This is a genomic window from Streptomyces sp. NPDC097617, from assembly GCF_044761485.1.
In the GTDB taxonomy this organism is placed as follows: domain Bacteria; phylum Actinomycetota; class Actinomycetes; order Streptomycetales; family Streptomycetaceae; genus Streptomyces.
In genome coordinates, this window is the sequence record NZ_JBIWCL010000002.1 from 420,050 (window position 1) to 442,873 (window position 22,824).

A 22,824-nucleotide genomic window follows, 5' to 3' on the forward strand; every position below is an offset into this window, starting at 1 on the left:
CGACGACCTGGCCACTGGTTTCCGCTACGAAAATCCGCCCCGGACAGCGGCCGATCTTCGTGGAATCCACCCGGATCTGCTTGACCGATGAATCCGCGGCGACGTAACTTCGACCGCACCCACTCGTGAGCTGCTGGAAGGAGGCGAAGCCGGATGTCGACCGTCTCCGGACTGCTTCGCCTCGCACACCGCATCGCCTGGGCTCCGGGTCGTATAGCGCACGGCTGCTGAGCAGCCCTCGTTCCGGCGTGCCCGTCCGCGGCCCCGGCACCCTCCCGTCTCTGTCACCACCCACGGCACGCCGTCGCGTGCCGATGTGTCGCGCTCCGGGTTCTCGAGCCGCGACCGCCGAAAGAGAAAGCACCTGAAATGGCGATCAGGATAGTCATGTCGATCACCCGCCGAAGCGAGGACGTGCCGTGGTAGCGGCACGGGTCACGGTCAACGGGACAGACACACCGATTGCACCGGCCGCACCCCACACCACGGTGCTGGACTTCCTCCGGGAGCGCGGTCTCACCGGCACCAAGGAGGGCTGCGCCGAGGGCGAATGCGGCGCCTGCTCGGTCATGGTGGCCCGTCCGGGAGTGAACCGGCCCACCGACTGGGTGGCGGTCAACGCCTGCCTGGTCCCGGTCGCGGCACTCGACGGCCAGGAGGTCATCACCTCCGAGGGACTCGCCACCGCCGGCGCGCCCGGTACACCGGCCGTCCTGCACCCCGTACAGGAGGAGATGGCCGTTCGCGGCGGCTCCCAGTGCGGTTACTGCACCCCGGGATTCATCTGCAGCATGGCCGCCGAGTACTACCGGCCCGACCGCTGCGCCCACACGGACCCGGCCGACGGCAACGACTCCGAGCACGGCCCGAACGGGTTCGACCTGCACGCGCTGAGCGGAAACCTGTGCCGCTGCACCGGCTACCGCCCGATCCGCGATGCCGCCTTCGCCGTCGGCACGCCCCCCGAGGCCGACGCCCTGGCGCAGCGGCGCGAGCAGTCCCCGCCCGAACCGGTCGCCACCGCGTACACCCGTGGCGACAGCACCTTCCTGCGGCCGAGCACCCTCGCCGAGGCCCTGCGGCTGCTGCGCGAGCGACCCGACGCGGTGGTGGTGGCCGGAAGCACCGACTGGGGCGTGGAGGTGAACATCCGCTCCCGCCGCGAGAAGTGCGTGGTCGCGGTCGACCGGCTGCCCGAACTGCGCGCACTGCGCGTCGAGTCCGACCGTATCGAGATCGGGGCGGCGCAGACGCTCACGGAGATCGAGCGCCGCCTCGACGGCACTGTTCCGCTGCTGGCGGAGCTCTTCCCGCAGTTCGCGTCGCGGCTCATCCGCAACAGCGCGACCCTCGGCGGGAACCTGGGTACCGGGTCCCCCATCGGTGACAGCCCGCCGGTACTGCTCGCGCTGGAGGCGTCGGTGGTGCTCGCCCACGCCGACGGCGAGCGCGAGGTCCCCCTCTGCGACTACTTCACCGGATACCGGCAGAGCGTGCGCCGTCCCGGCGAGCTGATCCGGGCCGTACGCATCCCGCTGCCGCTGGCACGGGTCACCGCCTTCCACAAGATCGCCAAACGGCGCTTCGACGACATCTCCAGCGTGGCGATCGCCCTCGCCCTCGACATCGAGGACGGAACGGTCCGCACGGCACGCATCGGCTTGGGCGGCGTGGCCGCCACCCCGATCCGCGCCCTCGCCGCCGAAGCGGCCCTGGAGGGCAGGCCGTGGGCGGCGGAGACCGTCGAGGCCGCCGCTCGGGTGCTGCGGGCCCAGGGCACGCCGATGGACGATCACCGTGCCAGCGCCGGCTACCGTTCCGCGATGCTCGGCCAGAGCCTGTTGAAACTGTACGCGCGGACCACCGAGGCGGTGTCGTCATGAGCCAGTTGTCCGATCGCCCCGCGAAGCCCGTCGTCGGGGTTTCGATGCCGCACGAGAGCGCCACCCTGCACGTCACCGGCGCCGCGCTCTACACCGACGACCTGGTCCATCGCACCAAGGACGTGCTGCACGCCCATCCGGTCCAGGTCATGAAGGCCCACGGCAGGATCACCGCCCTGCGCACCGCGCCCGCGCTCGCCGTGCCCGGTGTGGTCCGCGTACTGACCGGCGCCGACGTGCCCGGCGTGAACGATGCCGGGATGAAGCACGACGAACCGCTGTTCCCGGACGAGGTCATGTTCCACGGCCACGCCGTCGCCTGGGTGCTCGGCGAGACCCTGGAGGCGGCCCGGCTCGGTGCGGCGGCCGTCGAGGTGGACCTCGACGAGAAGCCCTCCCTGATCACCCTGCGGGAAGCGATCGCGGCGGAAAGCTTCCACGGCGCCCGGCCCGTGATGCTGAGCGGGGACGTCGACGCCGGCTTCGGCGACTCGGCGCACGTGTTCAGCGGGGAGTTCGAGTTCTCCGATCAGGAGCACTTCTACCTCGAGACGCACGCGGCGCTGGCGCACGTCGACGAGAACGGGCAGATGTTCGTCCAGAGCAGCACCCAGCATCCGTCGGAGACACAGGAGATCGTCGCGCACGTCCTCGGTCTGCACAGCCACGAGGTGACCGTGCAGTGCCTGCGCATGGGCGGCGGCTTCGGCGGCAAGGAGATGCAGCCGCACGGGTTCGCGGCCGTCGCCGCGCTCGGCGCCAGGCTGACCGGCCGGCCGGTCCGGGTGCGGCTCAACCGGACCCAGGACCTCACCATGTCCGGCAAGCGCCACGGGTTCCACGCCACGTGGAAGATCGGCTTCGACGCCGAGGGCCGCATCCAGGCCCTGGACGCCACCTTGACCGCGGACGGCGGCTGGAGCCTGGACCTCTCCGAGCCGGTGGTGGCCCGCGCCATGTGCCACATCGACAACACCTACTGGATCCCCCACGCGCGCATCGCCGGCCGCATCGCCCGGACCAACAAGGTCTCCAACACCGCCTTCCGCGGTTTCGGCGGACCCCAGGGCATGCTCGTGATCGAGGACATCCTGGGCCGGTGCGCACCGCTGCTCGGCCTGGACCCGTCACAGTTGCGCGAACGCAACTTCTACCGGCAGGGCCAGTCCACGCCGTACGGTCAGCCGGTCCTGCACCCGGAACGGATCCGGGCCGTCTGGCGGCAGGTCCACGACGACGCGGCCCTCGCCGATCGCAGGCGCGAGGTCGAGGCCTTCAACGCCGCGCACCCGCACACCAAGCGGGCGCTCGCGATCACCGGGATCAAGTTCGGGATCTCGTTCAACCTCACCGCCTTCAACCAGGCCGGTGCGCTCGTGCTGGTCTACAAGGACGGCTCGGTCCTGATCAACCACGGCGGCACCGAGATGGGGCAGGGCCTGCACACCAAGATGCTGCAGGTGGCCGCGACCACGCTGGGCATCCCGCTGCACAAGGTGCGGCTGGCCCCGACCCGCACGGACAAGGTGCCCAACACCTCCGCCACCGCGGCCAGTGCGGGGGCCGACCTCAACGGCGCCGCGGTGAAGAACGCCTGCGAGCAGATCCGCGAGCGCCTGCTCCAGGTGGCCGGCACCCAGCTGGGCGCGAACGGCTCGGACGTGCGCATCGTCGAGGGCGTCGCGCGCGTCCTCGGCAACGACAAGGAGCTGGCCTGGGACGACCTGGTGCGCACCGCGTACTTCCAGCGGGTCCAGCTGTCCGCGGCCGGTTTCTACCGGACCGAAGGCCTGCACTGGGACGCGAAGGCCTTCCACGGCTCGCCGTTCAAGTACTTCTCCTACGGCGCCGCCGCGGCCGAGGTGGAGGTGGACGGCTTCACCGGCGCGTACCGGATCCGACGCGTGGACATCGTGCACGACGTCGGCGACAGCCTCTCACCGATGATCGACATCGGTCAGGTCGAGGGCGGTTTCGTACAGGGCGCGGGCTGGCTGACGCTGGAGGACCTGCGGTGGGACGCCGGCGACGGGCCTGACCGGGGCCGGCTGCTGACCCAGGCCGCGAGCACCTACAAGCTGCCGAGCTTTTCGGAGATGCCCGAGGAGTTCAACGTCAGGCTGCTGGAGAACGCCACGGAGGAGGGCGCGGTCTACGGGTCCAAAGCGGTCGGTGAGCCTCCGCTGATGCTGGCCTTCTCTGTACGAGAGGCACTGCGGCAGGCCGCCGCGGCGTTCGGGCCCGGCGGAGTCAGCGTGGAACTCGCCTCCCCGGCGACGCCCGAGGCGGTGTACTGGGCGATCGAACGGGTCCGCGGAGGCGGCGCGCGCCACGACGCTCACACGCCCGGCGCCGGCTCGGTCACCGACGGCGCGAGCGCTGTGAGTCATGCCTGACATGGGCTGGGTGGCCGCGGTCGCGCGGTTGCGGGCACGCCGGGAGGCCGGCGTGCTCGTGACCGTCGCGACCGTGCGCGGCCACGCGCCCCGCCGGGCCGGTGCCAAGCTCGTCGTGGGACGGACCGAGACCTGGGGTTCGATCGGCGGGGGCAACATCGAGGCCGTCGCCATCGATCGGGCGCGCGAGCTGTCCGGCGCGGCCGATCCGGAACCGGAGCTGATGGAGTTCGCCCTCAACGACAAGGTCACCGGCCGGCACGGCGTGCAGTGCTGCGGCGGAGCCGTCACCGTGCTGCTCGAACCGCTGCCGGTGGTCCAAGCGGTGGCGGTCTTCGGCGTCGGGCATGTCGGACTGGAGCTGGCGCGCGTCCTGGCCCGGCACAACCTCGACCTTCACCTGACCGACTCCCGCCCCGACATGCTCACCGACGAACGGCTGGGCGTGCTCGCGGACGCGGTGGCGCAGATCCACGTGCACCACACGCCGCTGCTTCCGGAAGAGGTGCTCGCCGAGCTGCCGCCCGGCGCGCACGTCCTGATCATGACCCATGACCACGCCGAGGACGCCGCGCTGTGCGACGCCGCCCTGCGCACCGCCGGCCTCGGCTCGATCGGCCTGATCGGCTCGTCCGCGAAATGGGCGCGGTTCCGGCAGCGGCTGGCCACCGAGGGCGGCCACGAGGCCGCCGCCATCGACCGGATCAAGACCCCGATCGGAGTGGCCGGGATCTCCGGTAAGGAACCCGCCACGATCGCGGTGAGCGTGGCGGCGGACCTGCTCCGGACCTTCGAGCAGGACCGCCCCTGGGCCCCGCCCGACCCGGTGGCAGCGCTATCCGACCCCGTCGACGCGCTACCCGACCCGGTGGCAGCGCTGCCGGACCCGGTGGCCATGGCCTGAACTGCCGCTTGAGCCGGCACGGTTCGCCGGCTCAGTGATGCGGCGAGCGCATCACCTGCCGCATGCGGGCCTCGCCGGCCGGTGTCCGGGGGAGGTTCCGTGCGGTGCGTCTCCGCACACCCGTGAGCGCGGAGACGAGACGGGTCATCAGGATGCTCACGAAGTCCCCTCCCCCTGCGCCGCGGCCTTCGCCAGGGCACGGAACCGGTCCCACCGCACCTTCGGCCGGTCCAGTCCTCGGCGCTCCAGGTAGCGGTCGGTGGAGCGCTTCGTGTGGCGCAGGACGCGGAACGCGTCGGTCGGCCGTCCCGAGCCCATGGGTTCGACCACCGCCGACGGGACCAGCAACCAGCCGGCGTCGGTCCGGCGCAGGTCCCCGCGGACGGACGCGTTGTACATGTGGTTCAGCCGCTCGTCGTGCCGGTGCACCAGCAGGGTGGCCGGACCTCGTTCGACGGCACAGCCGGACGGCACGTCCACCAGATAGCCGGCCGGGGTGGGCCGCGGCCGGGTCCGGGCGAGCAGCGGAGACCCGGTGGCGTCCAGGGCCGCCAGTACGGCCGTGGGGAAGCGGCTCAGCTGCACCGCCCCGGGCAGCGCCTCGTTGCCGGTCACGGCCGCCCGGGCGCCCGGTCCCGACAGCGCCGCCAGGGACGGCCGTACGACCAGCCGCTCGGGCTCGACGGTGATGAGGAGCCGTAGGTAGTACCACTGCATCAGGGGTCTCATCGGCGCGGCGAGGTACGCACGGCTGTGGGGCTGGCGCTCGAAGAGCATCCGCCAGTACGCCTCCGCTCCTTCCGGGCCGGTCATGATCTCGTCCGGGCACCGGGCCCGGCCTGCTACGAAGATCTGCGGGGCGGGGTCGAGGCCGCTGCCCGTGGGGTCCGAGAAGAGCAGGGCGACCCGGCCGTCACGGCGCACGTTCAGCGCCTTCTGCGCGAAGGCCAGCGAGGTGGTCAGCAGCAGGGTCCCGTCCGGGCGGCGCGCCACTGCCGTGGGCCAGGCCAGCGGGGTCCCGCTCCTGCCGAGGGTGACGAACTCGCAGGTCCGGTACGCGTCCAGGGCCGCGGGGGCGGAGTCGAGTACGTTCATCGTCCCGCACCCCCGTCGTGCTCGGCGCCGATCCCGGCGGCCGCGTCCCCGGCGAGCGGGGCCCGCAGGGCGCGGCAGGAGGCGGTGTACTGACGGCGGCCGATCGCCTTCCACAGCAGGCGCCCGATGAACGGGGCGCGGCCCAGGAAGTAGGCCTGCTCCTGCGGGGTCGCGTCTTCGAGCAGGGCGCCGAGCGCGAGCATGAGCTTGTTCCTGGGGACGCTCTCCAGTCCGCGGCGCCCGACCGCGTCCCACTCGGCGACGGTCAGGTGGTCCGCCACCAGGGGCAGCACCAGTCCTTCTTCGTCGTCGAGGTGTTCGAGGAGCGCCGCACGGTGCTCCTCCAGCGCCAGTGCGAGCCGCTCGCCCGCCCCGCGGTCGGCGGTCCGCCGCCACTGGAACGCGCGGTCGGTGACCGTCGCGGTGCACGTGTCGATCCCGGCGTGCTGCTCCTCCATCCGTGCGACGAGCTCCTGGTCGGCGGCGCGCTCGCGCAGCAGCGGCCAGATCGTCTCGTCCTCGACGATGTGATGGTGGTGCAGTCCCGCCATGTACTCGGCCAGGTGTGTTCCGACCTCGGCGGCGCGGGCGGTCCCGCCGTCCGGAACGGCCCGGACCAAGCGTGGCAGCAGGGCCGACTCGCGGCGGAAGACGCGGTGGACCACGACCATTTCGTGGGTGTGGGGTCGTTCGGGGGTGGTGCTGGGGGACACGCGGGACACGCTCGCTCGCTCCATGGATCACATGCGGGGAAATGAACGTGGCCAAGCTGCCCGCTCCCGCTTGGTGTTGGCTTGGCGGATCCGCGGGCATGCCTGCGACCTGGTCGTTCACCCTTCGTCGACACATCGTTTTCGCCGTCTCCGGTAGATTCCCCGACGTGTTGCGCATACGAGTACTGGGCTCCTTGGACGCCGAGGTGAGAGGAACGCCGGTCCCCCTGGGAGCCCCGCGGCAGCGAGCCGTGCTCGCCTGCCTGCTCGCGGCCCGCGGGACGGTGGTGTCCGTCGACCGCCTCGCCGAGGATTTGTGGTGTGGCACCCCACCGGCCAAGGCCACGGTGTCACTGCACGCCTACGTGTCCAACCTGCGCCGCGTGCTCGAACCCGACCGGCCGCCGCGCACGCCCGCGACGGTCCTGGTCACCTCCGCGCCGGGGTACGCCCTGCACCTCCCCCAGGACGCGGTGGACGCCTGGCGGTTCGAGGACCGGCTGGACCGGGCGCAGCGCGCGCCGGCCGTGCAGGCGCGGGAGCTGCTGGCCGAGGGGCTGGCCCGGTGGCGGGGCCCGGCCTTCCAGGAGTACGCCGACGAAGCGTGGGCCCGGCCCGAGGCGGCCCGGCTGGCCGCGCTGCGGGCGGACGCCCGCGAGCTGGCGGTGGCCGTCGACCTCCGTACCGGACACACCGTCAAGGCGGCGCCGGCCGCCGAGGTCCTGGTGGGCGAGTACCCGTTGCGGGAGGAGGGCTGGCGTCTGCTCGCGCTCGCCCACTGGGCGTGCGGGCGGCGCGCCGACGCCCTCGCCGCACTGCGCCGCGCCCGGGCGGTGCTGCGTGAGGAGCTGGGCTGCGACCCCTCCCCGGCTCTGGTCGAGCTGGAACACGCCCTTCTCGAGCAGCGGCTGGACGTCCTGCACGCGCATGTGCCGCCGCGGCGGCGGCCGGCCACCGCCGTACCGGATCCGCGCCAGGAGCTCGCCCCGCCCGCCCACGACCACGACCGCGAGCACGGTGTTGTGTCCGCCGGCCGGTCGCCCCTCTTCCTCGGCCGGAGCGAGGAACTCCGCACCGCCGACGCCGCGGCGCGGGCCGCCCGCGGGACCGGCGGCCTGCTGCTGGTCACCGGCGAGGCGGGGGCCGGCAAGTCCGCCTTCCTCGACCGGTTCGCGGACCGGCTGCGCTGCGAGGGCTGGGCCGTGGTGATCGGCCGCTGCCCCGAGTCCGAGGGGGCACCGCCCGCCTGGGCATGGGTGGAGGCGCTCGGCGCGCTCGCCCGGGAGGTACCGCCCGAGGACGCGGCCGACCTGGCCGTTCTGCTGCACGAGCCGGAGGGATCGGCCGCCGCCACGCGGGACGAGGCGGCAGCCGACCGCTTCCGCACGCACCGCGCCTTCGCGGCATGGCTCGCCGCCGCCTCCGCCGGGCGGCCGCTCGCGGTGCTGCTGGAGGACCTGCACCGCGCCGACGGGGAGACGCTGGCCCTGCTCGAGGCGGCGGCCGCGGTCACCGGGGTGCCCTTGCTCACTGTGGCCTGCTACCGCCCGGCCGAGGTGACGGACGGGCTGGGCAAGACCCTCGCCCGGCTCGCGCCGCGCCTGCCGCACCGGATCGCCCTCGGCGGGCTCTCGGCGGGCGACGTGGCGACCGTCGTCGGCGCCGTCTGCCGCGAACCCGTGGACAGGGTCACGGTGGCCACGATCGCGGCACGAACCGGCGGCAATCCGTTCTACGTCTGGGAGAGCGCGCGGCTGCTCGACAGCGAGGGCGCGCTGGTGGCGCTCTCCGAGGTACCCCAGGGCGTCCGGGACGTCCTGCGCAGACGCCTGGCCCTGCTGCCCGACGCCGCGCTGGCGGCCGTACGGCTCGCCGCCGCCGTGGGAGTCGAGACGGACGTCGCCCTGCTGGTCGACGCGTCCGACGCGGACGAGGAGACCGTGCTCGAAGGACTCGACGCGGCGCTCGCCGCGGACCTGCTGACCGAACCGGGGCCCGGCCGGGTCGGCTTCGTGCACGCCCTGGTACGCGACACCGTCTACACCGACCTGTCCGGCGTGCGGCGTTCGCGCCTGCACGACCGCATCGCCCGGACGCTGCACCGGCAGCGGCCCGAGGACCTGACCGCGCTCGCCCACCATTTCGCCCGCTCCGGCAGCACCGTCAACGCCCCGCTGGCCGTCGAATACGCCCTGCGCGCCGCCGAGCTGGCGGAGCGCAGGTACGCGCACGACGTGGCGGTCGGACTGATCGCACAGGCGCTGGACGTGCACGGCGCCGCGACCGCCGACCCGTACGCGGACCCCGACTCCACCCTCGCGCTCCTGATGCGCCTGCTCGGCGCGCAACTGCGCGCCGGTGCCACGGACGCGGCCCGGCACACCCGTGAGCGGGCGGTGGACCTCGCGGTACGGGCCCATCGCGACGACCTGGTGGCAGCGGTCTACGGAGCCTGGACCGAGCCCTCGCCCTGGCGCAGCCGGCTGGACGGCCTCTTCGACCGCACCGCGCTGGCCCGTCTGGAACGGCTCGCCCGGGACCGCGCCCTGGACGGGGCGACGCGTGCCCGCGTGCTCCAGGTCCTCGCGGACGCCGTGGCCGGCGAGGACGCCCCGCGTGCCCGCGAGGCGGCCGGCGCCCAGCTGGCGCTGGCCCGCTCCGTCGGTGGACCGCGGCTGCTGGCCTCCGCCCTGATGACCTCGGCCAAGCTTCTGCCGCACGAACTGCAGGGCGCCGCCCGGCCGCCGCTCGTCGCCGAACTGCGCGATCTGGCCGCGGAGCACGACCTGCCCGCCCACCGCTGGGTGTGCGAGCACCTCGACGCCATGACGGCAGCCGTCCGCAACGACCCCGCCGCCGTCCACCGGCACACGGCGCAGGGCCTGGACCTCGCGCACCGCTACGGGATGCTGTGGGCCCAAGCCGTCAACGCCACGACCCGGGCCATGCTCGCCGCCATCGCCGGGCGGTTCACGGAGGCGGAGGAACGGTACGCCCAGGCGGACGAGCTGTTCCAGCGGGTCGGGACGCACCACGCCACCGGCCCGCGCACGCTCGGCCTGTGGACCATCCGCTTCACCCAGGGGCGGACGGCCGACATAGAGCGCAGTGTCCGCGAGGTGCACGAGGCCGTCGGCGCACCCGTCGCCGTGGCGCACGCCCTGGTCCTGGCCCGCCGGGGCCGGCTGGACGAGGCACGCGAGGTGGGCTTCGCGCCGCAACCGGTGACGGACCACCTCTACGGCATCGAGCTCGACTACCGCAGCGAACTGGCGGTCCTGCACGCCGACACCGATGCGGCGGCCCTGCTGATCGGGCATCTGCTGCCGGTCCGGGGCCAGTTCGCCGGCGCCGCGGGCGCCGCGTACGCCACCCGCCCACTCGCCCAGCCCCTGGCCGACCTGCACCGCCTCCTGGGCGAACACGGGGCGGCCGCCGACGCGTACGCGCTGGCCGAACGTGTCGCCCGTGCCTGGAGCGCGCCCCACCATGCCGCCGCCGCACGCCGTGCCGCGGCGGCCATGGCGGCGGAGTTCGATCGGCGGCGCACCTTCGCCCTGTGACGGTGCGCTGCGGGGGGTGTCCCGCCCCTCCGGGGGCCGGAAACGACGAAAGGCAAGGAGAGAACTCTCCTTGCCACTCTCAAGTTATAGCGCGCCGGGGGGCTTGCCGCAAGACCCGGGGGAGGGCTCAGAATCATCGACCGAAGCCACAACCGCCTCGGAGGTAGAGCAGTGAACGAGCAGTACGTGCGGGACCTTCGCGAGGTCGACGAGACGCAGGTCGCGGTCGTCGGCGGCAAGGGCGCGCAGCTGGGCGGGCTGTCGCGGATCGAAGGCGTCCGTGTGCCGGACGGCTTCTGCGTCACGACGGACGCCTTCCGGCGGATCATGGCGGGGGCGCCGTCGATCGACGAACGGCTCGATCGGTTGTCGCGCGTGGACCCGGACGACCGGGAGGCGATCCGCACGCTCAGCGCGCGGATCCGCCGTACCGTCGAAGGGATCGCCGTTCCGGACGATCTCGCGGCGGCGATCACCGGTGGGCTCACCCGGTTCGGCGAGCAGGATGCCTACGCGGTCCGCTCCAGCGCGACGGCGGAGGACCTGCCGACCGCCTCCTTCGCCGGCCAGCAGGACACGTACCTGAACGTCGTGGGGCCGGCGGCGATCCTCCGGCACATCAGCCAATGCTGGGCCTCGCTGTTCACCGAGCGGGCCGTGGTCTACCGCCGGCGGGCCGGTATCGACCACCGTGCGGTCCACATGGCCGTGGTGGTGCAGCGGATGGCCTTCCCGCACGCGTCCGGAATCCTGTTCACGGCCGACCCCGTCTCGGGCGACCGGAAGGTCTCCACCGTGGACGCCGGCCTCGGCCTCGGCGAGGCCCTGGTCTCCGGCCTGGTGAACCCGGACGTCTTCAGGGTGCGGGACGACGAGGTGGTCGCCAGGGCGATCGCCGCCAAACAGCGTGCCGTGACAGCCCTGCCGGCCGGCGGTACGCGGGAGGTCGCGATCGACGCGCAGCGGCAGGAGCAGCCGTCGCTGACGGATGCGCAGGTCGTACGGCTGGCGCGGCTCGGGCGGCGGATCGAGGCGCACTTCGGCCGGCCGCAGGACATCGAATGGTGCCTGGTCGAGGACGACTTCCGGATCGTGCAGAGCCGGCCGATCACGACGCTGTTCCCCGTCCCGCGACGCGAGGACGAGGAGAACCACGTCTATGTCTCCGTCGGGCACGGGCAGATGATGACCGACCCCATGAAGGCGCTGGGGTTCTCGATGTGGCAGCTGACGGCCATGGTCGCGATGCACGAGGCCGGCGGTCGGCTGTTCGTGGACGTCACCGGCCGCCTGGCCTCGCCCGCGAGCCGCGCCGGCCTCCTGGACGCCCTCGGGAAGGGCGATCCGCTGGTCAGGGACGCTCTGGAGAGCGTCCTCGATCGCGGGGACTTCGTCCCGTCGCTCCCGGACAGGGGCACCGGCGGGCCGCCGGCCGGCGGTGCGCCCGCCCCGATCGAGACCGATCCGGCCGTCGTCACCGGGCTGATCGAGCGCAGCCGGGAGTCCATCGCCGCCCTGGAGCGCGACATCCGTACGAAGAGCGGACCGGAGCTGTTCGACTTCCTGCTGGAGGCCTTCGAGGAGCACAAGCGGGTCCTCGGCGATCCGGTGAGCATTCAGGCGATCATGGCGGGCATGGAGGCCACCTGGTGGCTCAACGACAGGCTGGCGCAGTGGCTGGGTGAGAAGAACGCGGCCGACACGCTGACGCTGTCCGCCCCCGACAACATCACGTCGGAGATGGGACTGGCCCTGCTCGACGTCGCGGACGTGATTCGCCCGCTGCCGGAGGTGGTCGCGTTCCTGCGGGGCGTGGAGGACGAGAGTTTCCTGGACGGGCTGACGAAGCTCGCGGGCGGGACCGAGGCGCGCGACGCGATCGAGGCCTACCTCGACCGGTACGGCATGCGCTGTGTCGGCGAGATCGACATCACCAGGCCGCGTTGGCGCGAGCGCCCCGACACGCTGGTGCCCGTGATCCTCGACAACGTGCGCAACTTCGGGCCGGGCGCCGCCGAACGGCGCTTCGAGCAGGGGCGGCGCAAGGCCCTGCAGAAGGAACAGGACGTGTTGTCACGTCTGCGCGCCCTGCCGGACGGGGACCGGAAGGCCGACGAGACCAAGCGGATGATCGACCGGGTCCGCACCTTCATCGGGTACCGGGAGTACCCCAAGTACGGCATCATCAGCCGCTACTTCGTCTACAAGCGGGCCCTGATGGCGGAGGCCGACCGCCTGGTGGCGGCGGGCGTGATCGCCGAGCGGGAGGACGTCTTCCACCTCACCTTCCAGGAACTCCACGAGGTCGTGCGCTCGAACCGGCCGGCCGACCGGCAGCTCGTCCGGCAGCGCGAGGAGGCGTTCCGGGCGTACCACGCGCTCACCCCGCCCCGGGTGCTCACCTCGGACGGTGAGGCCCTGACCGGGTCGTACCGCCGCGACGACGTACCGGCCGGCGCCCTGGTCGGCGTACCGGTGTCCGCCGGGACCGTCGAGGGCCGGGCCCGTATCGTCCTCGACATGGCGGAGGCCGACCTCGAAGCGGGCGACATCCTGGTCACGGCCTTCACGGATCCCAGCTGGTCGCCGCTGTTCGTCGGCATCGCGGGGCTGGTGACGGAGGTGGGCGGCCTGATGACCCACGGCGCGGTGATCGCCCGGGAGTACGGCCTGCCGGCCGTCGTGGGCGTGGAAGGGGCCACCCGGCTGATCCGGGACGGGCAGCGGATCCGGGTGCACGGGAGCGACGGGTACATCGAGATCCTGCCCTGACCAACCGCCCTGGCCGACCTCCCTGACCAACCGCCCTGACCGACCGCACGGGCCCCGGGCCCAGGGGCCCCGGCCGGCTGCCACCGGCCGGGGCCGCATCCCTGGTCCGGCCGGACGTTCTCGGCGGCGAACATCCGGAACGGCGGGGGCAGCGGGCTCCACCGGGCCCGCGGGAACGGCTGGCCTGGACGGCGGCCCGATGCGCACCGCGGAGGTACGGATCTCCGACGGCGCCGTCCAGGACCTGGCCAGCGCAGCGCCGTGGACCATCGCGGCAACCAGCGTCGGCACACAGTCGCTGACGAACACGGATGCAACACTCAGGGCCGCGGCGGCCGCCGCCGGGCTGGTGTTCGTCTCGCCGATCACCGGCAGCGTCTACAGCAGCGCTGGGACGCTGGTCGCGACGCACGGGCCATGGATCACCGGCACCGGGCGCGTGGGCGCGACGACCGGCACGGGGAACGCCGACACCTGCATCGGAACCGACGCGACGCACCCCACAGACGCCGGCCACACCTACCTCGCGTCCCGGGTCGTTGCCGCGATCCAGGAACTGACCGCTTGAGCACATCGCCCCCTCTCGCCTTCGGGGGCGCTTTCGTGCGTCCGGGGTCAGTCGAGCGGCAGCGCCTGGTGCGCGGCAACGATCGCGTCGATGCGCTGGGCGAGGTCGAAGTCGGCCGCGGTCAGCCGGTTCCCAGCGTCGTGCGTGGTGACAGACGCACGCAAGTGGTCGATGCGCAGGTCGAGATCAGCATGGTGCTGGATCCGCCGGGATCGGTCGGCGATCGTGACGATCGCGGCCACGGCCGCGTGGTAGCGGATCTCGAACGTGCGGGTGATCGCGTCGCCGTCCTGCTCCCAGCCCGGCAGCCCGGCCAGCCGCTCGGCGATCTGCTCGTGCGTCAACGGCTCCGGCACACCCACGTCATACCCCCTCGTTGACGGGCGCCAGGATCTCCGCGAGGTCCCGGCCTACGGGCGCATCCTGCCACGGACGCATGGCCCGCTCCAGAGCGTGCAGCTCGCGGAGCATCCGGACCGACCGGGTCTCAGCCGCGATGGTCGCCGCCTCCCGCGCGATCTCGACCGCATGGTCGGGCTCCCGGGCAACGGCCACCGCGGTGGCGTGCCGGGCGAGGTAGACGCCGCGGTCCCGGCGCGCGGTCGCGGGGACCGCGGCCAGCACCTGCGTCCACAGCCGGTCCGCTTCCGCGCCGAGCCCGAGCCGGCCGTAGCAGGTGGCACGCTGCACCTCCAGGTAGCCGGGCGTCCGCCGGCAGGCGTTGCCCCAGGGCAGGTCGTCGTCGACGCGGGCGAGGAGCCCGTTGGCGGTGTCGATGAGCTGGTCGACGGTGGTGCGGTCGCCGGTGAGGCTGGCGCCGTGGGCCTGCTGCTGCATGGCCATGATCCGCACCTTGGGCACGAGGAGGTCGGCGTCGTCGAGGGCGGCCTCGCAGAGGTCGATGACGCCGTGGCCGTCGCCGAGGTCGGCCCGGACCTGGGCCTGGTTGACGAGGGAGTAGCCGATGAGGTGGGGGTCACGGGACCGTACCGCTATCTCCTGCGTGATCCCCCGCCAGAATGTGGCGGCGCCGAGGTCGCCGGCGTCCTGGTAGAGCCAGCCGACGAGCGCGGCGTAGGCGGCGCCGACGCGCAGGAGCCCGCGCCGGGTCTCGCCCTTGGCGGAGCGGACGAGTTTGTCGATGAGCTGGTACTGGGCGCTGACGGTGCCGATGAGGTCGTGCGGCCCGAGGAACATGTCAGCGCAGTAGTGGCCCTCCAGCTGCTGCTGGAAGTAGTCGATGAGCGCGGGGTCGACGTGCTGGGTGGCGACGGGGCCGGGCAGGAGCGCGGCCGCGGTGACGTTGGCGAAGTTCCGGCGGTTCACGTCTGCCTCTGTGTGTGCCTCGGGTCGGATCCACCCGGCGGGCGGCGTGAATCCCAGGTCCTCGGGCCACCGGCCGAGCGAGTCGTGGAGGACGATCGCGGTCTCCTCGGGGGGCCAGCCGGGACTCGTACCCTCCCAGCGCCGCCACGTTCGGGGGGCGACGTCGAACGACCGGTCTCCGAGGAACGCCCGGCCGTGGGCGCTCAGGGCTGCTGCTGCTGCGTCCATGCTGCGCCAGCCCGCGCGGAGCCGGGCGGCCCGGAGCGCATCGTTTCGGTGGCCCATGGGCCCAGTGTGAGGTGTCATCGCGTCTGTCTCCGGCCGTGGCCGCTACGTGGCCGCGTGTGGCCACGGCATGGCCTATCTGCCCATGTGCGTGCCAGCCCATCATCCTCGTGTGGCCCTGAACTCCGCAGGTGTATGGGCCACTCCACCCGCTGACGACGGTAGAGGGAGCCCTGGCATGGCCGCCCCGCACGATGCGAACACCGAGGTCCCGCACCCGTTTCTCCGGCGTCGGGTGCGGGACATTGCGTCCGGTACCGAGGGGACGCTCATGGCCGTGGTCGTCGAGAACACTGCCGCCGCCCCGAGCTACGAGGACCGGTGGGCGGAGATCGCCTACATCCGCCCGCACGGCGGCGGCATCGAGCTGTCCACGGCCGTCGCGAACGTCGAGCCGGCCTCGTGACGACGGACGAGATCACCTGGCAGCGCGCGGACACGCGTCCGCCTGGACCGTGCGAATGCGGAGCGAAGCCTCTGCCGATCGGCGGCCCCGAGGGCGGCGTCCTGGTCCACACGCTGGGCTGCCGTCTGGGTGGCCGATACGGAATCACCTGATGCCCCGTATGGGCCATCCGGGGCAGCGCGGCTCTCCGGCAGGCGAGCCGACCGACTAGCCTGCCGACCGAGATGACCACCGACTTCGCCGACGAGGCCCGCTCCCGAGTAGCCCGCCTCCTGCGCATGGCCGCCACCCACGACGACCGGCTCCGAGCCCGCATCGTCGAGTACGCCGCCTCCACTCCCGACCCCCCGCCCTACGGCCCGAACGGCATCCAGACCCGAGGGTGCGATAGATGCCACCGGACCTCGTGGCGGCAACGGGATCTATGGGTGTGCGCAACGTGCGGCCACATGGAGGATGCGTGAACTGCCGGCAGTGCGGCGCCCCGATGTATCAGCACGACGCGACCGACGGCCGCTGGTGGTGTCGGTGTGGGGCGTGGCGGGACCCGGCGGAGTCGGCCGAGCAGGTGGCGGCGCGGGAGGCCGGAACGGCGGACGTGATGGCCCTGCTGGACGCGGCCATCACAGCTGGCCGGCGAGGAACCGAGGAACAGCGCGCGACCGACCGTCAGATCACGAGCGAGATGGAGTCCACCATGGGCCAGGTAATCCAGACCGCGGGCTGCCCGGTGCCGGGCTGCGGCGGCACGATGTACAAGACCATCGAGGTCGACGAGAACCAGCAGCCGATCGGCTCGGGCCCGTACGTGTGCAGCAAGTGCGGAGCGATGGCGGGCTGACCCTGAGGCTGCCCGTCGGCCGGGGCTACCCGCGGAACACGCACGCCTGTTCATCTGCGATATCTCTCGAATCACGGGGTAGGTGCGCCAGGGGCGCACAGTTGGCCCCTATGACGCGCCGCGGCCCCTCGGGTTGGCACCTGTAGGACCGCGTGCGCTTGACCCCGGCCGGCTGCCTCCGGCCGGGGTCACTTTTGTACGAGGGCCTCGACTGACACCTCCAGTGCGTGTGCGATGAGGAGGAGGTCGGTGTACCTCGGGTGTCCTCACCGCTCTCGTAGCGCTGGATGCTGCGTCGTTCCCGGCCGATTCGATCCGCGAGCTGATCTTGCGAGATGTGCTGTTCCTTTCGGGTGGCGGCGATGCGCTCTCCGAGGAGGCGACGACGGGCGATGGCCCACGCTGGGAGAGGAGTGCGACGGGCTGGCACTTGATAACGCTGAGACGAAGCGATCATGCGTCGGTACCCAAACGGTCGCTTCTCGCGCGGCGAGGCCCCGGCCACCTGAAGGGTGGCCGGGGCCTCGCCGCGCCCTTGAACATCACTCCACGAGGGTCGAGTGCGGAGCGTTCCGGAATCGTTGCGGTCGCACCCTGGATTCCGGTGAAATTCCGTACGTTCGCGGAACCACTCGTTACGGCATGTCACGCCACGATCGGCATGTATCCGCAGGTCAATCAGGGCGAAAACCCCTGACCGGCTCAGACGCTCTCAGCCGCAAACATCCAGTGGTGCTTCTCGAGCTCGCCGGTCAGGGCGATCAGGAGGTCCTGGGTGACCGGGTCGGGCTCGTCCGTGGACCGGACGCGCTCGCGCATCCGGGTGATCACCGTGCTGAGGGCGTCGACGAGGATGCGGACGGCGTCCACGTCCTTGATCCAGCCCTCCGGCACACCGGTGATCGCGGTGGCGGACGCCACCGTCGCGGCCCGGCCGTCCGGGGTGATGCCGAGGGCGGAGGCACGCTCGGCGACGACGTCCGAGTGCGTGCGCGCCGTGGTGACGACCTCGTCGAGCTGGAGGTGCACGGACCGGAAGCGGGGTCCCACCACGTTCCAGTGCACCTGCTTGGCGACGAGCGAGAGGTCCACCAGGTCGACCAGAGCGCCCTGCAGCGCTTCTCCGACGACCTTCAGATCGGCTTCCGGGAGGGCGTTCTTGACGACGGACACGAGATCTCCATTCATATCGGGATATTTGTTGGCGAAACGTCGACTACCCGCTATGCCGGGGACGAAACAGTCCTGCCGTACGGCTGGTCCGTTCAGTCCAGCCGACGGCCACCGGGCGGGCGGGGTCCCCTCCGTCCGGGCGCGGCCTCGGGCTCGGGGTCGGTGAGCTCGGGTTCCAGGCCGTCGGTGACGGCGCTCCGGGGCCGCCCGGTGTCCGCCCGCCAGGCCTCGAAGACGAGGGTCGTCGCGGTGACCGTGGCCAGCCCCAGGAGCCAGCCTCCGACGACATCGCTGACCCAGTGGACGCCCAGCGCCACCCGGGTGTAGCTGACGCCCACCACGGTGAGGACGGCCAGCGCCCAGGGCAGCGGGCGCCAGGCGCGCGGGACGAGCGGCAGCAGGACCAGCAGCAGGACAGCGCTGGAGGTGAAGGCCGTCATGGCGTGCCCGGAGGGGAAGGAGAAGCCGGGTGCGTGGGCGACCGGGTCGGGGAGGTGGGGCCGGGCCCGCTCGACGGCGATCTTGGCGAGGAAGCCGACGAGGGCGCTGCCGACGGCCGTGACGGCGGCCCAGGCCGCCAGCCGCCGGGCCCCGCGTACGGCCAGCCAGATGACCAGCAGGGCGACCAGGACGCGCAGGGTCACCGGGTCCCACACCACCCCGGTGAGGAATTCGAGGACGCGTACCCGGCCGGGATTCTCCAGGGCCGCGGCGTGCAGCCGTTCCGCGGTGGCGCGGTCCAGGCGGAGCAGGGGAGGCCACCCGGACTCGACGAGGACCAGGGCGACGGCGAAGGGGGCGGACACCACGGCGGTCGCCGCCGTGGTGAGGAGCAGCCGGGCGGCGAAGGTGGCGTCGGGGCCGCCGTGGCGCGCCGCCACGCGGCGCAGCCGCTCGCGCAGCGGCGCGCGGCGGGAGGGGGGTCCGGTGGGTGGTGCCATGCCTGCGGCATCCTCTCTTTCTGCTCTTCTGCTCTTCATGCTCTTCTGCGGTCGGGCGGTCGGCGGCGGTCAGACACCGGGGTCGGGGAGGACCGGGTCGCGCACTCCGGCGCGTACGGCTTCCAGCTGGGCGGCGAAGGAAAGTCCCAGGAACAGGGCCGTCGAGGTGAGGTACGACCACAGCAGCAGCGACACGATCGCGCTGAGCGGCCCGTAGACGCTGGTGAACGAGCCGCTGGCGCCGACGTACAGGCTCAGCCCCCAGGTGGCGAGGTTCCACAGCGCCAGGTACACGACGGCGCCGAAGGCCAGCCAGGTGTATCCGGGCTGCCGGCGCCGCGGGGAGAGCCGGAAGATCGCGCTGGTGGCGATGACGGCGAGCAGGACACCCGCGGGCCAGCGCAGGGCCTCCCAGGTCCGCACGGTGCCGGGGGCCAGGTGGTACACCTCGGCGAGGGCGCGGGTGAGGTCGGCGCCGAGCACGGTGAGGACGAAGCTCAGGCCCAGCGGCAGGCCGGCGAGGACCGACATCACCAGGCCGCGGGCGTACTTGGCGAGGAACGGCCGGTCGCGTTCGTTGCCGTATATCCGGTTGGCGCCGCGTTCGACCTGGCACAGGGCCGTGGTGACGTTGGCGACGGCGAACAGCAGGCCCAGCCACAGGGCGAGTTGGCCGCCGTCGCCCGCGCGGCGGCGGCTGCCGCTGAGTGCGTCGTCCACCACTGCCCGGCCGGGGCCGCTGGGGGTGAGGCGGCGGATGGTCAGCTCGACCACCCGGCCGGCGTCCTCGGTGTGCAGGACGCCGGACAGGCCGACGGCGGCGATGGCCAGCGGAACCAGGCACAGGACGGTCTGCAGGGCGAGCGCGCGGGCGTGGCTGAACCCGTCGGCGTAGCGGAAGCGGACGAAGGAGTCGCGGGCCAGGCGCCAACCGCCGTAGCGGCGCAGCGCCGTCCAGGCCTCGTCGCCGGAGAGTTCGTCACCGTGCACGCCGTGGCGCGGCGGTACGCGTCGGGCCGTTCCCATGCCGTTCCTCCTCATCCGGCTCTCGTACCGCGGCGGTCCGCGGCAACTGGACGCGCAGTGCGCCCGGTTCGATCCAGGCGGTGAGGCGCGTGCCGTCGGCGACCGGGTCGCCGTCGAGTTCGCGGGGCTGGGGGCTCGCGCAGCGGATGTCGACGCGGGTCGCGGTGAAGTACTCCAGCGCTCCCCCGGCCTCCGTGCGCGCGCCCGCCGGGGCCGGGGGGTGGCGGCGCGGAAGGCGCAGGACGAGATGGGCGGCTGCCGCGAGCCACCCCGCGGGGCCGCGCGGGTCGAACAGCACCACGTCCAGGCGTCCGCTGTCCGGGCGGGCGCCCGGCAGCAGGGGCAGGCCGCCCTGGAGGATGCCCACGTTCCCGATGACGACCATGCGGGCCCGGCGCCGCCTGGGGCGGACCCCGTCCACGCGGATCGTCAGCCGTACGCTCGGATCGCGCAGGTGCCGCAGCGCCGACAGGACGTACGCGGCCCAGCCCAGCCGCGACTTGAGGCGGGGCGAGGTGTCCTTGACCATCGCGGCATCGAATCCGGCACCGACCATGACGGTGAACCGGGTCGGCGGGAGGCCGTCGCCCCGGACCCGGCCGACGTCGATCGGGTGGCTCTCGCCCGCCAGGCACGCGTCGAGGGCGGCGACCGGGTCCAGCGGGAGGTCCAGGTTCCGGGCGAGGAGGTTGCCGGTGCCGCAGGGCACCACGACCAGCGGGATCCCGGTGCCGGCAAGCACTTCGGCGCAGGCGCGCTGGGTGCCATCGCCGCCGCAGGCCACCACCAGGGCGGGGCGGCGGCCGGCGAGCTCCTCGGCGAGGGCGCCCGCGGGCCGTTCGGCGGTGGTGCGGATCCAGCGCTGCTCCCGGTGGGCGTGGCCGTGGCCGGCGAGCACGGCGCGCAGCCGCTCGGCGAGCTCGTCCGGGCAGCCGTACGGGTGCCGCACGATGAGGACCGTTCGCCCGCCTCGGGGGCCGGCGGCCGTCTGGGCGGGCAGGTGCGGGCGGGCCGGTGCGCAGCCGCGGCCGGGCAGGAGGGCCGCAGCCGCGATCAGGAGGGTGGCCGCGCCGTTGAGGAGGCCGCCCGCGATGTCGCTCGGGTAGTGCATGCCGCGGAAGACCCGGGCCAGGCCGACCGCGGCCGGGATCAGCAGGAGGGCGGTCATCGCGGCGCGGCGCCAGGGGCCGCGCAGTCGCAGGGCCGCGATGACGGCCAGTCCTCCGTAGAGCGCCAGCGAGGCTCCGACGTGACCGGAGGGGAAGCTCGATGTGGGCGGGGCGGCGTCGAGGCGGGGGACGTCCGGGCGCGGCCGTTCCACGAACGCCGTGACCGTGACGAACACCGCCGACTGCGCGGCGACCGCGACACCGAGGAACAGCGCCTCGCGGCGCAGCGCGACCCGGGGCAGCCGGAGCAGGGCGAGCACGGCGGTAATGGTCAGCCCGACGACGACCTGCGTGCTTCCGAGCGTGGAGAGCCACTGCGAGGCAACGGTGAGGACGGGCGCGCCGCGGTGCTCCGCCAGGGCCCGGGGCGCCCGGTCCTCGGCGGCGAGCGGCCAGTGGTGCGCGGCCGGCCCGGTGACCAGCCGGCCCACGGCGATCAGCGCGGCCGCCTGGACGGGCAGGAGCAGCAGCGGCCGGGCCCGGCGAGCGGCGGCGCCGCGTCTTCTCTTCATGGAGCCCGTCTGACCCGTCCCGGCCCGATGATGCGCACGGCCCGTTGACGCGCGCCGGGACGTTGACGCGCGCCGGGACGTTGACGCGCGGCGGGACGTTGACGCGCGCCGGGACGGCCCGTCGGCGCCGGAGGCCGGGGATGCGGCCGTGAGGAGGGTCACCGCGGGTGTCGGTCATGACGGGCCCGCTCCCGTTGCTAGATTGTGCGGCGGCCCGGTCCCCAGGCCCCGGACGAGATGCGCCGTACCCGGTTATGCACGACGACGCGCCCGGCGCCGTCCTACCCGGCAGGCGCCGTAGCGCCGTCCGGCCCCGGGTGGCGTTCCCTCGTCGCACAGATGGGCTGACCTCATGACCGTGCCGCTGACCCGCACCCTCTACCGCACGACCGCGCACGCCGACGGCGGCCGCAGCGGATCGGTGGTCACCGACGACGGGCGCCTCGACGTCCGACTGGCCCCGCCGCGCAAGAAGGTGCCCGGTACCACCAACCCCGAGCAGTTGTTCGCGGCCGGGTTCGCGGCCTGTTTCACCTCCGCGCTGGCCGAGGTCGCGGCCGAGTTCGGGGCGGACGCCTCGGCCGCGCGCGTCGCGTGCGAGGTGCGGCTGGGCACCACGGACACGCCCGCGGGCTACGGTCTCGCGGTCGCCCTGACGGTCTCGCTGCCGGGGTGGCGGGCGGCCGACCTGCTGCCCCTGCTCCACCGGGCGGACGCGGTCTGCCCCTACGCGCAGGCGGTCCGCGGGAACATCGAGCTCTCACTGCTGGCCGTGGACGACACCGCTGCCGCCGATGCCTGAGCCGGTGGACGCCCCCGGGGCCCTTCCGTCGGCGGACGGGCCGGGCATCCCGGTGCCCGAGCGGGGCGCGTGGCTGCGGCGCGGCATCAGCCGCGACGGCGGGCCCCTGGTGGAGGACCGCGAGGTGGTGTGGCTGCAGGCAGGTCCGTACTTCGCCGACAGCCGGGGCTTCGCCGGCGTCACCTCCTTCGACGGCTCGCGCGTGCACTTCCACCACCTGACGGGCGAGCCCGGCGAGGACACGGGCAGACTCCGGTGGGAGGGCGCGAACCTCGTCGAGTGGGGCACCAACACGGACGGCAGCACCTTCCTGGAGGTCTGGACCCCGCTGCCCTGCGCCGAGGGCGACACCGGCTCCTGGGCCGGCGCGGACCACCACGTGGTGCGCGTCGGCCGGCACCTCGTCCACGTCGATGCCCGTGCGGGTACGTACTGGCGGACCTGACCGG

20 protein-coding genes and 1 riboswitch are annotated in these 22,824 nt (G+C 73.2%); of the genes, 11 read left to right on the plus strand and 9 right to left on the minus strand.

Annotation, left to right across the window (positions count from 1 at the left end):
• Positions 1 to 419: 419 nt before the first annotated feature.
• Genes ACIQZO_RS05210 through xdhC form a run of 3 tightly spaced genes read left to right on the plus strand, consistent with a single transcriptional unit; the run spans position 420 to position 5,183 of the window.
• Positions 420 to 1,883 (plus strand): xanthine dehydrogenase small subunit, encoded by a 1,464-nt coding sequence (locus ACIQZO_RS05210; protein ID WP_403620326.1) that lies wholly within the window; start codon positions 420 to 422, stop codon positions 1,881 to 1,883.
• The gene (xdhB, locus tag ACIQZO_RS05215; protein ID WP_403620329.1) at positions 1,880 to 4,279 is read left to right on the plus strand and encodes a xanthine dehydrogenase molybdopterin binding subunit; all 2,400 of its coding nucleotides are present in this window, start codon (positions 1,880 to 1,882) and stop codon (positions 4,277 to 4,279) included. Before ACIQZO_RS05210 ends, xdhB begins: the two co-directional genes overlap by 4 nt.
• Position 4,280: 1 nt before the next feature.
• A complete protein-coding gene (gene xdhC / locus ACIQZO_RS05220) occupies positions 4,281 to 5,183 on the plus strand; it encodes a xanthine dehydrogenase accessory protein XdhC (protein ID WP_403620904.1) in 903 nt (300 codons plus the stop codon).
• Positions 5,184 to 5,339: 156 nt separating this feature from the next.
• On the opposite strand, the gene ACIQZO_RS05225 is transcribed toward xdhC, so the two are convergent.
• Together ACIQZO_RS05225 and ACIQZO_RS05230 are read right to left on the minus strand one after the other, a co-directional pair.
• Positions 5,340 to 6,278, minus strand: coding sequence for a pyridoxamine 5'-phosphate oxidase family protein (locus ACIQZO_RS05225; protein WP_403620332.1), 939 nt, complete (start codon positions 6,276 to 6,278; stop codon positions 5,340 to 5,342).
• Positions 6,275 to 6,991 (minus strand): hemerythrin domain-containing protein, encoded by a 717-nt coding sequence (locus ACIQZO_RS05230; RefSeq protein ID WP_403620335.1) that lies wholly within the window; start codon positions 6,989 to 6,991, stop codon positions 6,275 to 6,277. Before ACIQZO_RS05230 ends, ACIQZO_RS05225 begins: the two co-directional genes overlap by 4 nt.
• 167 nt (positions 6,992 to 7,158) lie before the next feature.
• Here ACIQZO_RS05230 and ACIQZO_RS05235 point away from each other — a divergent pair, with 167 nt between their 5' ends.
• The 3 genes from ACIQZO_RS05235 (at position 7,159) to ACIQZO_RS05245 (ending at position 13,894) form a co-directional block, all read left to right on the plus strand.
• The gene (locus ACIQZO_RS05235) at positions 7,159 to 10,554 is read left to right on the plus strand and encodes a BTAD domain-containing putative transcriptional regulator (protein WP_403620338.1); all 3,396 of its coding nucleotides are present in this window, start codon (positions 7,159 to 7,161) and stop codon (positions 10,552 to 10,554) included.
• Between the two features lie 171 nt (positions 10,555 to 10,725).
• Positions 10,726 to 13,326, plus strand: a complete 2,601-nt coding sequence (gene rph / locus ACIQZO_RS05240; protein WP_403620341.1) for a rifamycin-inactivating phosphotransferase — start codon at positions 10,726 to 10,728, stop codon at positions 13,324 to 13,326.
• A gap of 199 nt (positions 13,327 to 13,525) precedes the next feature.
• Positions 13,526 to 13,894, plus strand: coding sequence for a hypothetical protein (locus ACIQZO_RS05245; RefSeq protein WP_403620344.1), 369 nt, complete (start codon positions 13,526 to 13,528; stop codon positions 13,892 to 13,894).
• A 47-nt stretch (positions 13,895 to 13,941) separates the two neighbouring features.
• Here the strand turns inward: ACIQZO_RS05245 and ACIQZO_RS05250 are convergent, their stop codons facing one another.
• Both ACIQZO_RS05250 and ACIQZO_RS05255 read right to left on the minus strand, forming a co-directional pair.
• On the minus strand, positions 13,942 to 14,250 hold the full coding sequence (locus ACIQZO_RS05250; RefSeq protein WP_403620346.1) for a 4a-hydroxytetrahydrobiopterin dehydratase: 309 nt from the start codon (positions 14,248 to 14,250) through the stop codon (positions 13,942 to 13,944).
• A gap of 7 nt (positions 14,251 to 14,257) precedes the next feature.
• Positions 14,258 to 15,505, minus strand: coding sequence for a Twin-arginine translocation pathway signal (locus ACIQZO_RS05255; protein WP_403620349.1), 1,248 nt, complete (start codon positions 15,503 to 15,505; stop codon positions 14,258 to 14,260).
• Between the two features lie 178 nt (positions 15,506 to 15,683).
• On the opposite strand from ACIQZO_RS05255, the gene ACIQZO_RS05260 reads away from it, so the two are divergent.
• The 3 genes from ACIQZO_RS05260 (at position 15,684) to ACIQZO_RS05270 (ending at position 16,752) form a co-directional block, all read left to right on the plus strand.
• A complete protein-coding gene (locus ACIQZO_RS05260; RefSeq protein WP_403620352.1) occupies positions 15,684 to 15,911 on the plus strand; it encodes a hypothetical protein in 228 nt (75 codons plus the stop codon).
• Positions 15,912 to 16,135: 224 nt separating this feature from the next.
• Positions 16,136 to 16,375 carry a hypothetical protein gene (locus tag ACIQZO_RS05265; RefSeq protein WP_403620355.1) on the plus strand — a complete coding sequence of 80 codons (240 nt, stop codon included), beginning with the start codon at positions 16,136 to 16,138 and terminating at the stop codon, positions 16,373 to 16,375.
• Positions 16,372 to 16,752: a hypothetical protein gene (locus ACIQZO_RS05270; RefSeq protein WP_403620358.1), complete on the plus strand. Its 381-nt coding sequence runs from the start codon at positions 16,372 to 16,374 to the stop codon at positions 16,750 to 16,752. The genes ACIQZO_RS05265 and ACIQZO_RS05270 overlap by 4 nt, the downstream gene beginning before the upstream one ends.
• Positions 16,753 to 16,777: 25 nt before the next feature.
• On the opposite strand, the gene ACIQZO_RS05275 is transcribed toward ACIQZO_RS05270, so the two are convergent.
• The 5 genes from ACIQZO_RS05275 to ACIQZO_RS05295 form a co-directional block, all read right to left on the minus strand.
• Positions 16,778 to 17,209: a helix-turn-helix transcriptional regulator gene (locus tag ACIQZO_RS05275; RefSeq protein WP_403620361.1), complete on the minus strand. Its 432-nt coding sequence runs from the start codon at positions 17,207 to 17,209 to the stop codon at positions 16,778 to 16,780.
• A 245-nt stretch (positions 17,210 to 17,454) separates the two neighbouring features.
• Positions 17,455 to 17,925: a Dps family protein gene (locus tag ACIQZO_RS05280; RefSeq protein ID WP_403620364.1), complete on the minus strand. Its 471-nt coding sequence runs from the start codon at positions 17,923 to 17,925 to the stop codon at positions 17,455 to 17,457.
• A 92-nt stretch (positions 17,926 to 18,017) separates the two neighbouring features.
• A complete protein-coding gene (locus tag ACIQZO_RS05285; protein ID WP_403620367.1) occupies positions 18,018 to 18,866 on the minus strand; it encodes a phosphatase PAP2 family protein in 849 nt (282 codons plus the stop codon).
• A gap of 69 nt (positions 18,867 to 18,935) precedes the next feature.
• On the minus strand, positions 18,936 to 19,892 hold the full coding sequence (locus ACIQZO_RS05290; protein ID WP_403620370.1) for a YihY/virulence factor BrkB family protein: 957 nt from the start codon (positions 19,890 to 19,892) through the stop codon (positions 18,936 to 18,938).
• A complete protein-coding gene (locus ACIQZO_RS05295; RefSeq protein ID WP_403620373.1) occupies positions 19,846 to 21,573 on the minus strand; it encodes a diacylglycerol kinase family protein in 1,728 nt (575 codons plus the stop codon). The genes ACIQZO_RS05290 and ACIQZO_RS05295 overlap by 47 nt, the downstream gene beginning before the upstream one ends.
• A 208-nt stretch (positions 21,574 to 21,781) precedes the next feature.
• Positions 21,782 to 21,844, plus strand: a riboswitch (guanidine-III (ykkC-III) riboswitch).
• A gap of 81 nt (positions 21,845 to 21,925) precedes the next feature.
• On the opposite strand from ACIQZO_RS05295, the gene ACIQZO_RS05300 reads away from it, so the two are divergent.
• Both ACIQZO_RS05300 and ACIQZO_RS05305 read left to right on the plus strand, forming a co-directional pair.
• On the plus strand, positions 21,926 to 22,375 hold the full coding sequence (locus ACIQZO_RS05300) for an Ohr family peroxiredoxin (protein ID WP_403620376.1): 450 nt from the start codon (positions 21,926 to 21,928) through the stop codon (positions 22,373 to 22,375).
• Positions 22,368 to 22,820 (plus strand): hypothetical protein, encoded by a 453-nt coding sequence (locus ACIQZO_RS05305; protein ID WP_403620378.1) that lies wholly within the window; start codon positions 22,368 to 22,370, stop codon positions 22,818 to 22,820. The genes ACIQZO_RS05300 and ACIQZO_RS05305 overlap by 8 nt, the downstream gene beginning before the upstream one ends.
• Positions 22,821 to 22,824: the final 4 nt, after the last annotated feature.

Coding starts and splice junctions, on each gene's coding strand:
- xdhB (WP_403620329.1), top strand. CDS start 1,880: ATGAGCCAGTTGTCCGATCGCCCCGCGAAGCCCGTCGTCGGGGTTTCG.
- xdhC (WP_403620904.1), top strand. CDS start 4,281: ATGGGCTGGGTGGCCGCGGTCGCGCGGTTGCGGGCACGCCGGGAGGCC.
- ACIQZO_RS05225 (WP_403620332.1), bottom strand. CDS start 6,278: ATGAACGTACTCGACTCCGCCCCCGCGGCCCTGGACGCGTACCGGACC.
- ACIQZO_RS05245 (WP_403620344.1), top strand. CDS start 13,526: ATGCGCACCGCGGAGGTACGGATCTCCGACGGCGCCGTCCAGGACCTG.
- ACIQZO_RS05255 (WP_403620349.1), bottom strand. CDS start 15,505: ATGGGCCACCGAAACGATGCGCTCCGGGCCGCCCGGCTCCGCGCGGGC.
- ACIQZO_RS05260 (WP_403620352.1), top strand. CDS start 15,684: ATGGCCGCCCCGCACGATGCGAACACCGAGGTCCCGCACCCGTTTCTC.
- ACIQZO_RS05265 (WP_403620355.1), top strand. CDS start 16,136: ATGACCACCGACTTCGCCGACGAGGCCCGCTCCCGAGTAGCCCGCCTC.
- ACIQZO_RS05275 (WP_403620361.1), bottom strand. CDS start 17,209: ATGATCGCTTCGTCTCAGCGTTATCAAGTGCCAGCCCGTCGCACTCCT.
- ACIQZO_RS05285 (WP_403620367.1), bottom strand. CDS start 18,866: ATGGCACCACCCACCGGACCCCCCTCCCGCCGCGCGCCGCTGCGCGAG.
- ACIQZO_RS05290 (WP_403620370.1), bottom strand. CDS start 19,892: ATGGGAACGGCCCGACGCGTACCGCCGCGCCACGGCGTGCACGGTGAC.
- ACIQZO_RS05295 (WP_403620373.1), bottom strand. CDS start 21,573: ATGAAGAGAAGACGCGGCGCCGCCGCTCGCCGGGCCCGGCCGCTGCTG.
- ACIQZO_RS05300 (WP_403620376.1), top strand. CDS start 21,926: ATGACCGTGCCGCTGACCCGCACCCTCTACCGCACGACCGCGCACGCC.
- ACIQZO_RS05305 (WP_403620378.1), top strand. CDS start 22,368: ATGCCTGAGCCGGTGGACGCCCCCGGGGCCCTTCCGTCGGCGGACGGG.